This is a genomic window from Microbacterium trichothecenolyticum (assembly GCF_041938625.1).
In the GTDB taxonomy this organism is placed as follows: domain Bacteria; phylum Actinomycetota; class Actinomycetes; order Actinomycetales; family Microbacteriaceae; genus Microbacterium; species Microbacterium trichothecenolyticum_D.
Genome location: NZ_CP169427.1, coordinates 4,293,035 through 4,307,065, shown reverse-complemented (window position 1 = coordinate 4,307,065; position 14,031 = coordinate 4,293,035). Strand labels below are relative to the sequence as shown.

Here is a 14,031-nt window from a genome sequence, read left to right as displayed (position 1 = left end):
GATGAATCAGGAGACGGCCGACCTCATCCGGGCGAGCCTGCGCGGGGCTGTCGACGTCGAGATCAGCGCGACCGGCCTGACGCCGTTGCGATTGCCGTTGCGCGCCCGGGCGCAGTGCGACTCGGACTGGATGCGGATCGCGGCGGAGCAGGCCTCGGGTGTGCGCTGCGAGTTCCGGACGGCGGCGACGTGGATCGAGCTCACCGTCGAGACGACCGGTCTGCATCTGCCCTGGGTTCCCGAGCATGTCCGCTTCGCGGTGTTCTCGGCCACCGTCGACGGCCGGCCCGTCGACGATGTCCGCGTGACGGGTGGTTCGGAACTGCATCTGGCGGAGCCCGGCGGTCCGCGATTCGTGAAGGGCGAGCCCGCCGTCGTGCGGTTCGAGCTCGGCGGAACGGGTGTCGGGGAGCGCCGCGTCGTCGTGTGGCTGCCGCAGACCGACACCGTCGAGATCCAAGATGCGCGCGCCGATGCCCTGCTTCGGCCCGCCGAGCCCCTCGACCGGCTGCGCTGGTGGCATCACGGCAGCTCGATCAGCCACTGCCTCGAGGCGGCGACACCCCGTGGCGTGTGGCCGGTCGCTGCGGCCGACCAGCTGGGTCTGGACGTCACCAACCTCGGCTTCGCCGCGAACGCCCACCTGGATCAGTTCACAGCTCGGGCGATGCGCGATTCGGCCGCGGACCTGCTCAGCCTCAAGGTCGGCATCAACATCGTCGGTGGCGACACCATGAAGCGGCGCACGTTCGTTCCCGCCGTGCACGGATTCCTCGACACGATCCGCGATGGCGCTCCGACGGCCCCGATTCTCGTGATCTCGCCGATCATCTGCCCGATGCACGAGGACACACCGGGCCCGACCGTGACCGACCCCGAGACCGGCGAGCGACGCGGAACCCCGGTCCGTACGCCCGACATCTTCGACCCGCCCCTCACCCTGCGCTCGGTGCGCGAGATCCTGCGCGACATCGTCCGGACACGCGCCGCGGAAGACCCCGCACTGTTCTCCCTGGATGGACTGGATCTTTTCGGCGAGGGCGACCTGCAGGAGCTGCCGGATGGGCTGCATCCCAGCGCTGCCGGGTACCTGCTGATGGCAGAACGTTTCGCGGCGTCGCCTGTCGTCGCCGAGTGGATCGCCGCAGCGCGACCAGGCGCCGTGCCGGCCGTCGAGGCTGCACGGCGTGGAGCCGCGACGTGAGCGCCTCGGGTGTGACGTTCACGAACCCGATCCTGGCCGGCGACCGGCCCGACCCGGCGATCATCAGGGTCGGCGACGAGTACTGGATGACGTACTCGTCGTTCGAGGCCGCGCCGGGACTGCTGCTGTACCGCTCGCGCGACCTCGTGAACTGGACCTACGAGTGCGCCGCGCTTCCGGAGCCGCTCGGCAGCACGTTCGCGGTCGACATCGCCCAGCACGACGGACGCTTCTTCATCTACATCCCGTTCATCCCGGCCCCGTGGTCGCAGCTGGAGGCGCCGTCGATCTTCGTGATCCATGCCGACTCGATGGCGGGGCCGTGGTCGGAGCCCATCGACCTCGGCGTCCGATGGGCGATCGACCCCGGCCACGTCGTGGGCGAGGACGGCAGACGCCACCTCTTCGTCAACGGCATCCGTCGCATCCCTCTCACCGACGACGGCCTCGCGACCGCCGGCGAACTCGAGCAGGTGTACGACGGCTGGCGGTACCCCGACGAGTGGATCACCGAGGCGTATGCCCTCGAAGGGCCCAAGCTCTTCCGGCGGGGCGAGTGGTTCTACCTCGTGAGCGCTGTCGGAGGAACAGGCGGACCGCCGACCGGACACATGGTCATCGTCGCGAGATCCCGCTCAGTCCACGGACCGTGGGAGAACAGTCCGCACAACCCCGTGGCCAGGACCACGGATGCCGCGCAGGCATGGTGGTCGAGGGGGCACGCGACGATGCTGCCCGGCCCCGACGGCGACGAGTGGTGGATGATCTCGCATGGCTACCAGAACGGGTACCGCACGCTCGGCCGCCAGATCCTCCTCGAGCCGATCGGCTGGACCGACGACGGCTGGCCTGTCGGCCTCCGCGACGACATCGGCGGAGAGCTGGAAGCGCCGGCCGGTGCTGCTCCGCAACGGGGCTCGAGGTCCTTCGACGACGACTTCTCGGTCCTGCGGCTGGGGGAGCGATGGGCCTTCCACGCGCCGTCACCCGGTGAGGCCTCTCGCCTGCGCGTCGACGACGGACTCGTCCTCGCCGCGAAGGGTACGGGACCCGGCAGCACCTCTCCGCTGGCGCTGCTGACCGGCGACCACTCCTACGAGGTGGAGGTCGACGTGGAGCTGCTCGACGACGGGGCGGAGGCGGGTCTGCTCCTCTTCTTCAACGACCGGCTCTTCTGCGGCATGGCCATCGACGGGGAGCGCATGCTCAGCTACGCGGGCGGGCACGTCACCCATTGGCGCGAGCCCGCGCCGCGCACTCGCCTGCTGCAGCTGCGGCTGCGCAATGACGAGCACGTCGTCACCGGCTGGTACCGCGAGCCGGGCGGCGAATGGACCCGGCACGCGATCCGCTACGAGACGTCCGGCTACCACGCGAACACCATGGCCGACCTGCTGAGCCTCCGGCCCGCACTCTACGCGGCCGGGACGGGCGCGGTGCGGTTCCGCGACTTCCGGTACACGCCGCTCAGCTGACGCGGAGCTCGACGGCCTGGGTCGCCTGCAGGGTCGCGCCGACGTGCAGCCGGAAGAGGCCCGGTTCGACGACGAACGCCGGGGACGCAGCATCCGTCGCCCAGAAGCCGAGCTGCGCACAGCCGATCTCGAACGAGAACACCGCCGTCTCACCGGCAGCGATCGCCCGGCGCTCGAAGGCGACGAGTCGGCGGACAGGCGGTGCCACGCTCGCCACGACATCCTCGAGGTACACCTGCATCACCTCATCGCCGGCGCGCCCGGACGTATTGGCCACCTCGATCTCGAGCGTCACGGATGCTCCCGATTCGAGGTCCGCGCGGTCGACGTCGGCAGCCGAGACGCGCGGAGGGCTGTGCGAGAACGCCGCGTACCCGGCGCCGTGGCCGAACGGGAACTGCGGCCCGAGCTCGAGATCGAGGTACTTCGACGTGAACTTGTCCTGCACGTTGTCGGGGCCGTGGAGTCCGACGTCGCTCTCCTCCGTGGTGAGGCGGCCGCCGGTGGACGCGGGGCGGCCGGTGTTCTCGTGCGCGTAGTGGATCGGGATCTGCCCGACCGAGCGTGGCCATGAGATCGGAAGGCGACCGGCCGGATCCTCGTCGCCGAGCAGCACGTCGACGATCGCCGCGGGAGCCTCCGTGCCGCCGTGCCACGCCACGAGCACACTCGGCGCGAGATCGATCCAGTCCGCGACGACCAGCGGCCGGCCGGTTTCGAGAACGACCACGAAGCGCGTGCCGGTGCTCGCGATCGCACGGATCAGATCCTCCTGCCGGCCCGGCAGGCGCAGGTCGCTGCGCGACGCCGCCTCGCCCGAGAGGGCGCTGGGCTCGCCCGCGCAGACGACCACGAGATCGGCGCGTTCTGCTGCAGCGACGGCGGCGGGGATGCCGGAGGTGTCGTCGCCGAGGAAGTCCACGCCGGGTACGACCTCGAGGTGGAGGTCCGGTCGACGCGTGCGCAACGCGTCGACGATCGTCCCCGCGCGGGCGCCGAAGTACTGGGTCCACGCGCCGAGATGATCGGTGGAGTCGGCGTACGGGCCGGTGAGCAGCACCCGACGGGGGTTCTCGAGCGGCAACGTGCCGTCGTTCTTCAGCAGGACGGCCGAGCGTGCCGCTGCGCGGCGCACAAGCGCCCGCGAGTCGGCGGTGGGCTCCGTGATCTCGACGGATTCGTCCACGTAAGGGCGGTCGAACAGGCCGAGCCGCTCCTTGAGCGTCAGCACGCGCGCGACGGCGTCATCCAGACGCGTCCGATCGAGTCCTGCGCGCTCGGTCGCATCGAGCTCCGCCGCGGCACCGCCCATCTCGATGTCGAGGCCGGCGTGGAACGCCAGGCGCACCGCGCTCCCGACGGTCTCCGCGACGCGATGGGGGAGGAGGTTCCGCACACCGTCGGCGTCGCCGACGATGACGCCGTCGAACCCCCACTCGTCCTTGAGGACGCCCGTGAGCAGCCTGCGGTTGGCGTGCATCGGCACGCCCGCGACGGTGTTGAAGGCCGCCATGACCGAAGCGACGCCGGCCTCCGCGGCCGTGCGGAACGGCTCGAGGTAGACGTTGCGCAGCTGATGCTCCGAGGCATCCACGCCGTTGTAGTCGCGCCCGCCCTCCGGCGCGCCGTACGCGACGAAGTGCTTCGCGGTCGCCGCGATCGACCTGGGAGAGGCGAGGTCGTCGCCCTGGTAGCCGCGGATCATGGCGCGCGTCATCGCCCCGGTGAGGTGCACGTCCTCGCCGAAGCCCTCGACGACGCGCCCCCACCGCGGGTCGCGGGAGATGTCGGCCATGGGCGAGAACGTCCAGGTCACCCCGCCCGACCGCGCCTCCGCCGCCGCGAGCGCGGCGAGCGCGGTCACGAGCGGCGGGTCGAAGGCGGCGGCCTGCGCGAGCGGGACGGGGGCGATGGTGCGCTGGCCGTGGACGACGTCGAGTCCGACGAGGAGCGGGATGCCCAGCCGCGTCTCCTCGACGGCGACGCGCTGCAGCGCGTTCGTCGCGCCGGCCGAGGGCGGCCAGAAGACACATCCGAGTCCCGTGCGCACGAGCTGCGCCGCGTCGGCGGGGTCGGGCCGGAACACGATCTGCAGCTGTCCCAGCTTCTCGGCATCCGTCATGTCCGCGAGCAGCCGGCTCACGCGTGGGGTGCGGTCCATCGCTCCTCCTTCTCCTCGTGGAACAGGGATGCCGCCCGAGGCCGAAGCCCCGGGCGGCATCCCCACCCGCAATCAGTCCGGGCTCAGCTGTCCCAGGCTGCGTCCATCTCCTCGAGAACCTGGTCGACGGTCTTCTGGCCGGTCAGCAGGCCCTGCACGCCGACGCCGAGCGCGTCGTAGACGGCGGGGTTCGGCCACGTGGCGTTGGGCAGCCCCGCGTAGTCGCCGTTCTCGAGCAGGTCGCCGATCGGCTCGTAGATGGGCAGCAGGTTGTCTGCCGTGGCACCCGTGATCGGGACGAAGGCCGACAGCTCGGCGAAGGCCTGGGCCTCTTCCGGAGTGGCCAGCCAGTCGAGGAACTCCTGCGCCGAGGCCTTGACGTCGTCCTCGGATGCCGCGTTGACAGCCCAGGCGTAGTTCGCCGAAGCGAGGGTGTAGGGCTCGCCGCCGTCGGCCGGCGGGAAGGCCTGCACCGTCAGGTCGAGACCGGTTCCCTTCGCGATGGAGGACGCCGCGGAGCCGGGGACCGCGGCGGTGAGGGACGACTGCGACCCGATGCCCTGGGTGATGGAGTCGAACGTGCCACCGGCGACGCCGTCCTGGAAGCATCCGCCGTCGTTCATCTCGATGACGTCCTCCAGAACGTCGCGCCAGCCGCTGTCGGCGAAGGTGACGTCGCCGGCGGCACGCTGCTCGTTCCAGTCGGGCGTCTCGGCGTATACACGGGTCGCCGAGACAAGCATCGAGAAGAGACCCGTGTTGAACGGAACGCCTCCCGCGAGCACCGTGAAGGTCTTGCCCCCGTCACGCGCCGTGGTGCACGCCTCGAGGAGCTCCTCGTACGTGGCCGGGTACTCGTCGATCCCGGCCTCTTCGCCGCCCGGGCCGTTGTAGATGAAGCCGACCGGCACGAGAGCAGCGGGCTGCGCGTAGATGTTCCCGTCGTAGGTGTACTCGGCCTCGGTTCCCGCCGGGATCGTGGCGGCGGAGGTCTCGTTCAGCGGCTCGAGGAAGCCGGCCTCGGCGAGGTTCACCACGGAGATCGGCTGGCCGGTGCCAGGAGCGAGGATCATCATGTCCGCCGCATTGCCGGCCTGCAGCTGCGTCGTGACCTGCGTGTTGTACGCGTCGGAGGGGTACGGGATGACCTCGATCTCGACACCGGTCTCCTCGGTGTACTTCGCCGCGGTCTCGCCCCAGTAGTCGTCCTGGTCGTTCGCTTGAGCGACCATGAGCGAGAAGCCGGCGGCGGTGTCGCCCCCGTCGTCGTTGGTGTTGCCGCCGTCATCGGCGCCGCCGCCGCTGCAGCCGGCGAGAATGAGGACTCCCGCGATGGGCGCCGCAAGGAGCGGCCACCGGAGCCGGGAAGCTGTGTGCTGTGGCATTTCGACCCTTTCGTGACTTCGTTGTCGCCAGCTCGGGCTGCTGGCTCGGCCGCTGGCCGCGAATTCACTTTGACACACATTCGCCGGTTTCTGACATTAGTATCGTTTATACGGCGCAATAGCCCCGCTGATCCGCACATTCCGCCCGGTCAGCGGCCGTTCTCGAAGAGCACGGTCACCGGTCCCGCGAGTCCCGCCGGCAGCGGCTCCGCCGACGGCTCGAACACCCCCGTCATCGGGGCGAAGATCTCGCCGGACGGCCGGACGGCCTCTGCGATCAGTCGATTGCGCCAGGGGTTGGCCACCTCGACCTCCAGCACGGTGGCCCCGACGCGCAGCGCCGACGTGGCGTCGACCCGGAACGGCTCCGTCCACGCGACGCCGCAGTCCACGCCGTTGACGACCACCCTCGCGATGTCGTGGACGCGGCCGAGGTCGATCCAGACGCGGCCGGCGTCGAGCGGGCCGTTCACCTCGAAGTCGGCCCGGTAGACCGCCGTCCCCGAGAAGCCGCGCGACTGGCTGTCGAGCTCCGTCCACAGCACCGGCCCTCCGGGCAGTGCGATCTCGCGTCGGGCCGGGAACGTCAACGACCACGGTCGGCTGCCGAGCGGAAGACGGTGAACGGATGCCGCGTCTCCGACAGCGCCCGCGTCTCTGACAGCGCCCGCGTCGCCGGCCGGGTCCGCTGCCCACGGCACGACGAAGACCGATCCGAACGCCGGCAGGCCGATCTCCGCGACGATGCGACCGTCGTCCGTCGGGATGCTGGGCAGTGGAGTCGCATTCAGCTCGACAGGGTCCCAGAGGCTGAGGGCGCCGACGTGCTCAGGGACGGAGACCCGCACCCGCACGCCCTCCGCGGCCGGGTTGGCCAGGAACGTGATCCGCCGCCCGTCCACGATGCGCGCGATGGTGCGGACCGGGGGCCCGGCGATCTCGACGTCGGAGCGCACGCCGAGGACGGCCAGTGCGGCGGCGAGGTCCGACGTGGCGATCACCCGGCCGGTGTCGCGCTCGGACGCCCAGATCTCGTTGCAGACGCGGCGGAACTCCTCGTCGTCGTCGCCGAGCGACGGAGAGCTCTCGGGAGGGAGGCCGACGATCGTCGCCCCCGCGTCGACGAGGAGCTTCAGGTGACGCAGCGTCGCCACGGTGAGCCGTCGGCTGGAGCCGCCGAGCAGCAGCAGCCGGTAGCGGGCGCCGAGCGATCGCAGCTGGCCGTCTTCATCGACGCGCAACAGCGCCAGTCCGTCGGGGCCGACGTAGTCGAAGTCGAATCCGCGGGGCACCGCAGTGTCGAGGGCGTCGTCGAAGAGACCCGTGACCGGCGCCTCCTCGCCGACGAAGAGGGCGATGTCGACCGCGGGCTCGCCGGCCGACAGGAGTGCGGAGCAGCGCGCCAGGTAGTCGATCCACGGCCTCGCCATGCCCGCCCACGTCTCGGCCGCCGTGAACGCCTGACCCAGGAAGGGCGCCAGGGCCACGCCGGGCGGCGGAGCGGCGAGCGGCTGGTGAGGCGAGGTGTGGATGCAGAAGCGGGTGACGCCGAGCGCGAGCTGCAGATCGGCGACGTGCTTGAGGCTGCGCGGCGACGACGCCCACGGCCGGTCGAAGCTCGTGAACGCCTCCGCGCCGGTCCAGCTCTTGCCATGGACATGGGTGACGGATGCCGCGCCCTTGAGATCGGCCACATAGGTCGGCCGTGGCCCGGACTCGGGGTCGAAGGTCCACATGGCCCCCATCGGCACGTCGGCGTGCGACCGCATGGCCAGGTCGTCGCCGAGCTGAGGACGCCCGTCCTCGAGGGCTTCGGCGTAGTAGCTCATCTGTCGACGGTGGGCCTCGGACGCGAGCGTGCCGTAGTACTCCGTCGCGAGGAGCTCGGCGAGCGTGCGCCGGTAGTCGTACAGGAAGCGGTCGGATGCCTCCGCGCCGCCCACCACGTATCCGGCGAGCGTCGGCAGCCAGGTCGTCAGGTCGTAGCCCCGCAGCTCGCGGAACCTCTCGGCGATGGCGTCCGTCCAGTTCTGGCTGCCCGCCTCGATACTGTCGCTCAGGAGTGCGTCGAACGACTCCGCCTCGAACGCCGCCAGATGGCGCTCCAGGAACGCAGCGACCCGTGATCCGTCGAGCTTGTCGACCTCCAGCCCGGTCACGTCGGCGAGCGCGGGGCCATTGGTCTGGCCGGTGAGAGAGGCACCCAGCCGGAGGATGCGCCACCGTCCGGGCGGAGCATCCCATTCCAGCCGTCCGTCGTTGACGAGCGCGGTGAGGTCGTGCACGTCCGTGGCGCGCACGGCGGCGCTGTCTGCGCGCTCGTCCGTATCGACGGCGTAGTAGTCCGGCGCGGCGCCGAATCCCGCCTTCGTCTCGGCGCAGTGCACCCGGCCGCCGCTGCGCAGCGCGAACTCCGAGACGAGGAACGCATCGCTGCGGCGCAGCACCGGCGGTGTGCGCACACCGTCGGCGACGGGCGGGAGCGCCTCGGCCGCGCTCGCGCCGGAGAGGACCAGGCGAAAGCGCCGGGCGGTCACAGGCGCGAACGACGCCGTGCGGGCCGGCACGGTGGTCGCATCCAGTGTCGCGATCGGCCGGAAGCCCGCGTCGCCGTCGCCGGCCTCGAGCACGGCGTGGGGAGGCGGCGCCGCGCCGAAACCGCGCGGGCCGGGTAGGCCCACGGTGACTGCACGCACCGTCACCGGCTCGTCGAACTCGGCCTCGAGCCAGACGGACGACCACGCGTCCGGATCGCGAGGCAGCGCGAGCGCCGCCTCGAAGGAGCCGTCGGTGAGGCAGTCGGTGTCCGCCACGGGGCTCGACGCACGGATCCGGTCCGGCTGCAGCACGGCGTGGGCGTCCTCCGCCGGGAAGGCGACGACGCGCCAATCGGTCGCCCACGGCTCACGCGGAGCCGCACCCCACCGACCCGCGTCCTGGAAGAGCCCGGCGGTGGCAGGGAGCGGGGGCAGTACGGAGGTGCGCCCGCCACCGCCCTCGACGATCGCCTCCGACCACACCACCTTCTTCATCGCATCGCGGGGCTCGACCCATGGGCCTCCGGTCGCGCTCCACCCCGCCGAGGTGGCCACGGCGAGCTCGAGGCCCAGGTCGGCGGCGGTGCGCCGTGCCGTCTGGATCGCCTCGTGCCACGCCAGGGACCCCGGTCGCACGGGCTCCGGCACGACCACGGGAACGCCCATCCCTCCGTCGAAGAGCTGGACGCCGCGCACGCCGACGCTGTGCAGCCAGGTGAGGTCCCGCACGACGCCGGCCGGATCGACGTTGCCGTCCATCCAGTGCCACCAGGCCCGCGGGCGGGCAGCGTCCGGAGGATCGATGAAGCGATCCCAGAGTTCCGGCGGGGTCGGCGGCGACGGCGGTGTCGGGGGCATGACCTTCATCCTCGCTGGCCCACCGGCCACGCAGTGGCACGCGCCACTTATATCGGATATCGCTAGAACTAATGTGTGCTTTCGACGCAAGTGTGTGAAAGTGGCAGTGCGCCGCTGAATCGCGGCGCGTGACGACGAGGTCAGAGAGCAGATGACAGTGACGATCGAGCGCGATGCCACTCGCACCCTCACGGTGCCTCCCGAAGCACGCCGTACCCCACGCCCACGCGGCAGACGGCCCCTGATCAGTTACGGGCACTGGTGGTGGGCGCTCCCCGCCATCATCCTGGTGATCGCGGTCCACTACATGGCCACCCTGACGGGCGGGTTCTTCGCCTTCACGAACTGGACCGGCCTCGGCGACTGGGAGTTCATCGGCCTCGACAACTTCGTGCGGATCTTCAACGACCCGCTCATGGTCGGCGCCGTGGTGAACACGCTCTTCCTCGCGTTCGGCTCGGTCATCCTGACGAACATCCTCGGGCTCGGCTTCGCGCTCGCCATCAACCGGACGCTCAAGACGCGCTACATCCTGCGGACGCTGCTGTTCCTGCCGGTGGTCCTGAGCCCGCTCGCTGTCGCGTACATCTGGAAGTTCATCTTCCAGTTCAACGGCCCCCTCAACGGGTTCCTCGGGGCGATCGGACTGGAGTCGTGGCAGAAGGTGTGGCTGGCCGACCCGACCTGGTCGATCTGGGCGATCCTGCTCACCGTCGTCTGGCAGCAGACCGGCTTCGTCATGGTCATCTACCTGGCCGGCCTCGCGTCGGTCCCGGTGGAGATCGAGGAGGCGGCCGCGTTGGACGGCGCGAACATCTGGCAGCGCTTCTGGAATGTGACGGTGCCGGCCATCCGTCCCTCCATCGCCATCGCCACCACGCTCGGCATCATCCAGGGCCTGCGCATCTTCGACCAGATCTTCGCCCTCACGGGCGGCGGCCCGGCCGGCGCCACCGAGACGCTCGCGACACAGGTCTACAAGCAGGCCTTCTCGCTCGGCCAGTTCGGCTTCGGCTCGGCGCTCGCGCTCGTGCTGACGCTCATCATCCTCGTCTTCGCCATCCTCCAGCAGTACGCCACCCGCGACCGCGACGCCGTCGGAAGGGCCGCCTGACATGTTCCGCTACACCAAGCTCACCGCGGCCCGCGAGGTCGCCATCTGGGTCGTCACCCTCCTCGGGCTGCTGCCCTTGTACTTCCTCATCGCCACGGCGTTCAAGACCGACGAGGAGGCGCTCACCACGAGCGCCCTCACGCCCCCGTCCTCGCTCGATTTCACCGCCTTCGTCGAGGTGCTCACCACCGGGGGCCGCAACAGCATCCCGATGAGCATCCTCAACAGCGTGATCATCACCGGCGGCGCCGTCGCCGGTCTGGTCCTCTTCGGCTCGGTCGCCGCATACGTCATCACGCGGCGGACGAGGGCGTGGACGAACTTCACGTTCTATCTGGTGCTCATCGCCATCATCCTCCCCGCGCAGCTGGGAACCGTGCCCCTCTACATCGGCGCGCGCTCGGTGGGTCTCACCGGTAACGCGATCGGCATGATCCTGCTGTGGATCGGCATCCTGCTGCCGCTGTCGGTGTTCCTCTACGCGAGCTTCTTCCGCGGTCTGACCACCGAATACGAGGAGGCCGCTGTGATCGACGGCGCATCGCCCACGCAGGCCTTCTTCCGGGTTGTGCTCCCGCTCATGGCACCGGCCACGGGCACGGTGGCGATCCTCGCGGGCCTCATCGTCTGGAACGACTTCTTCAACTCGCTGATCTTCCTCGGCGGATCGACCACCCAGACGCTTCCCGTCGCCATGTACACCTATGTCGGCGGACTCGTCTCGGCGTGGAACAAGATCTTCGCCGTCGTGATCATCTCGATGATCCCGATCCTGCTGTTCTACATGTTCGCGCAGAAGAAGTTCATCCAGGGCTTCGGCGGCGGCCTGAAGGGCTGACCTCCAGCACCGATTCGGGGGCGGCCGGATCGTCGAGCGGACGGCTGAGAAGCATCCGCACGTCGCCCACTCATCCGACACACCGACCGGAGACGTCATGTATCAACTCGCACCCAACATCGAACTGCTCTTCACCGAGGCCGGCGACTACCACGACCGTGTGCGGGCCGCCGCCGCGGCGGGGTTCGACGCCGTCGAGATGTGGGGGCCGACCGGGGCGGACGCCCCGGCGACGCCGAAGGATCTGCCCGCTCTCAAGGCCGCCCTGCAGGAGACCGGCACTCAGCTCACCGCTCAGCTCGCGGAGCCGCGCACCCAGTTCATGATCCCGCCGTGGGACCACTCGGAGTTCTACCGCAAGCTCGACGAGGGCGTCTCCATCGCGCAGGACCTCGGCTGCCCCCGGATCGTCGTGGGCAGCGGAACCGGTTTCGGCGGCTGGAAGCGCCAGGTGCAGCTCGACAAGCTGATCGAGATCTACCGGAAGGCGATCGCGCAGATCGACGGCTCCGGCATCACGCTCGTGCTGGAGCCCGTCAACGTGCGGGTCGACCACCCCGGGTCGCTGCTGGACCGCACAGCAGAGGCCGTGTACGTGGCCCGGGGCGTCGCCTCCCCGCAGTTCGGCGTGCTGTACGACATCTACCACTCCGCCGTCGAGGGCGAAGACATGGCCGCGGAGCTGGCGAACGCCGGCGATCTCGTCAAGTACGTGCAGCTGGCCGATGCTCCGGGCCGCGGCGAGCCCGGCACCGGCTCGCTCGACTGGGCCGAGCGCTTCGGCATCCTCCGCGCGAGCGGCTACGACGGGCCGATCGGCCTCGAGTACTACCCGACCGTCGAGTCCGCAGCATCCGTCGCCCTCGTCCGCGAGCTGGCGGTCTCGGCGTGAGCCGATACCCCGCGGCGGTCGACGTCGCGATCGTCGGCAGCGGACCCGCCGGGGCGACCTACGCGCGCATCCTCAGCGAGGAGGCTCCGGATGCTGCGATCGCGATGTTCGAGGTCGGGCCCACGGTCTCCGACCCGCCGGGCGCGCATGTGAAGAACATCGAGGACGCCGATCGCCGTGCCGAGGCGCAGCGGCGATCGGAGGGGCCGGGGGCCGGTGAGGCGACCGTGAACAACCCGGGCGCCGTCACATCCGGCATGCGACGCGCGCGCCCCGGGACCTATCTCCTCTCCGACGGCTACCAGGCCGACGGTGAGGACGGGCTGCCGGTCGCCGCCTTCTCGAGCAACGTGGGCGGCATGGCGGCGCACTGGACCGGCGCCTGCCCGCGACCGGGCGGAAGCGAGCGGATCTCCTTCCTCCCCGACCTCGACGACCTGCTCGACGAGGGCGATCGCCTCTTGGGGGTGACCACGGATGCCTTCGACTCGGCGCCGTTCACCGCGCTCGTGCGCGAACGGCTGGCCGCGGTGGTCGACGACGACCGTGACGTAGCCGCGCGCGTACAGCGCATGCCGCTCGCCGTGCACCGGCGCGAGGACGGCCGCCTGGTGTGGTCGGGTTCGGACGTGGTGCTCGGCGACGTCACGCGCGCCAACCCGAACTTCTCGCTGTTCGACGAGTCGCTCGTGACGCGCGTGCTCGTGGAAGAGGGCCGGGCGGCCGGTGTCGAGGTGCGCGACCTGCGCACCGGCGAGATCCACGAGGTGCGCGCACGCACTGTCGTCGTCGCCGCCGACGCGCTGCGCACCCCGCAGGTGCTGTGGGAGTCCGGCATCCGCCCCGCGGCGCTCGGCCGCATGCTCAACGACCAGGCGCAGGTGGTCTACGCGGCCCGGCTGCGGGGCGTCGAGCCTCCTGCGCACGATCAGATCGCGGCATCCGGAACCCTCTCGGAACAGAGCGGCGTGAGCTGGGTGCCGTTCACCGACGACATGCCGTTCCACGGCCAGATCATGCAGCTGGACGCATCGCCTGTGCCGCTCGCCCACGACGATCCCGTGATTCCAGGGTCGATCGTCGGGCTGGGGCTCTTCTGCGCGAAGGACCTCCAGTGGGACGACCGTGTGGAGTTCTCCGACTCCGAGCGCGACTCGTACGGCATGCCGGCGATGCGCCTCCACTACACGCTGACGGAGCGTGATCACGAGGTTCTCGAGCGGGCACGCATCGAGATCGTCGAGCTGGCGAAGGCCGTCGGCGAGCCGATCGGAGACCGTCCGTTCACGATGCCTCTGGGCGCCTCGCTGCACTACCAGGGCACGACGCGGATGGGCGAGACCGACGACGGTCGCAGTGTCTGCGGCCCCGACAGCGAAGTCTGGGGCGTGCCCGGTCTCTTCGTGGCGGGCAACGGGGTGATCCCGACCCCGACGGCGTGCAATCCGACACTCACGTCGGTCGCGCTCGCGGTCCGTGGTGCTCGTCGCATCGCCCGCGACCGCAATAGCTCCTTGCTTATGTCTGATTAAGACATTACAGTGTAGAAAGAAGAATTAAGTGTCAA

Annotated in this window: 9 protein-coding genes; 6 read left to right on the top strand and 3 right to left on the bottom strand. The window is 70.3% G+C overall.

The genetic code is table 11. The features are described 5' to 3' along the window. Position 1 precedes the first annotated feature (1 nt). Together ACEYYH_RS19865 and ACEYYH_RS19860 are read left to right on the top strand one after the other, a co-directional pair. Complete coding sequence (locus ACEYYH_RS19865) at positions 2 to 1,204, top strand: GDSL-type esterase/lipase family protein (RefSeq protein ID WP_374976014.1); 1,203 nt, start codon at positions 2 to 4, stop codon at positions 1,202 to 1,204. Further along, entirely contained in the window at positions 1,201 to 2,679 is a 1,479-nt protein-coding gene (locus ACEYYH_RS19860) for a family 43 glycosylhydrolase (RefSeq protein WP_374976013.1), read from the top strand. Before ACEYYH_RS19865 ends, ACEYYH_RS19860 begins: the two co-directional genes overlap by 4 nt. Here the strand turns inward: ACEYYH_RS19860 and ACEYYH_RS19855 are convergent. From ACEYYH_RS19855 to ACEYYH_RS19845, 3 genes are all read right to left on the bottom strand, one after another. Further along, entirely contained in the window at positions 2,672 to 4,840 is a 2,169-nt protein-coding gene (locus ACEYYH_RS19855) for a glycoside hydrolase family 3 N-terminal domain-containing protein (protein WP_374976012.1), read from the bottom strand. The two genes, ACEYYH_RS19860 and ACEYYH_RS19855, sit on opposite strands and share 8 nt — an antisense overlap. A gap of 83 nt (positions 4,841 to 4,923) precedes the next feature. Next, positions 4,924 to 6,225 (bottom strand): ABC transporter substrate-binding protein, encoded by a 1,302-nt coding sequence (locus tag ACEYYH_RS19850; protein WP_374976011.1) that lies wholly within the window; start codon positions 6,223 to 6,225, stop codon positions 4,924 to 4,926. Positions 6,226 to 6,374: 149 nt separating this feature from the next. Next, a complete protein-coding gene (locus ACEYYH_RS19845) occupies positions 6,375 to 9,620 on the bottom strand; it encodes a glycosyl hydrolase (protein WP_374976010.1) in 3,246 nt (1,081 codons plus the stop codon). A 151-nt stretch (positions 9,621 to 9,771) separates the two neighbouring features. On the opposite strand from ACEYYH_RS19845, the gene ACEYYH_RS19840 reads away from it, so the two are divergent. From ACEYYH_RS19840 to ACEYYH_RS19825, 4 genes are all read left to right on the top strand, one after another. Continuing rightward, positions 9,772 to 10,734 (top strand): carbohydrate ABC transporter permease, encoded by a 963-nt coding sequence (locus ACEYYH_RS19840; protein ID WP_374976009.1) that lies wholly within the window; start codon positions 9,772 to 9,774, stop codon positions 10,732 to 10,734. Position 10,735: 1 nt separating this feature from the next. After that, entirely contained in the window at positions 10,736 to 11,572 is an 837-nt protein-coding gene (locus ACEYYH_RS19835) for a carbohydrate ABC transporter permease (protein WP_374976008.1), read from the top strand. Positions 11,573 to 11,669: 97 nt separating this feature from the next. Next, the gene (locus ACEYYH_RS19830) at positions 11,670 to 12,464 is read left to right on the top strand and encodes a TIM barrel protein (RefSeq protein WP_374976007.1); all 795 of its coding nucleotides are present in this window, start codon (positions 11,670 to 11,672) and stop codon (positions 12,462 to 12,464) included. Further along, complete coding sequence (locus tag ACEYYH_RS19825; RefSeq protein ID WP_374976006.1) at positions 12,461 to 13,996, top strand: GMC oxidoreductase; 1,536 nt, start codon at positions 12,461 to 12,463, stop codon at positions 13,994 to 13,996. The genes ACEYYH_RS19830 and ACEYYH_RS19825 overlap by 4 nt, the downstream gene beginning before the upstream one ends. Positions 13,997 to 14,031 lie beyond the last annotated feature (35 nt).

Bases quoted from the DNA above. Each gene is read 5' to 3' on its own strand.
- ACEYYH_RS19865 (WP_374976014.1), top strand. From the start codon at position 2: ATGAATCAGGAGACGGCCGACCTCATCCGGGCGAGCCTGCGCGGGGCT.
- ACEYYH_RS19835 (WP_374976008.1), top strand. From the start codon at position 10,736: ATGTTCCGCTACACCAAGCTCACCGCGGCCCGCGAGGTCGCCATCTGG.
- ACEYYH_RS19850 (WP_374976011.1), bottom strand. From the start codon at position 6,225: ATGCCACAGCACACAGCTTCCCGGCTCCGGTGGCCGCTCCTTGCGGCG.
- ACEYYH_RS19840 (WP_374976009.1), top strand. From the start codon at position 9,772: ATGACAGTGACGATCGAGCGCGATGCCACTCGCACCCTCACGGTGCCT.
- ACEYYH_RS19830 (WP_374976007.1), top strand. From the start codon at position 11,670: ATGTATCAACTCGCACCCAACATCGAACTGCTCTTCACCGAGGCCGGC.
- ACEYYH_RS19855 (WP_374976012.1), bottom strand. From the start codon at position 4,840: ATGGACCGCACCCCACGCGTGAGCCGGCTGCTCGCGGACATGACGGAT.
- ACEYYH_RS19845 (WP_374976010.1), bottom strand. From the start codon at position 9,620: ATGCCCCCGACACCGCCGTCGCCGCCGACCCCGCCGGAACTCTGGGAT.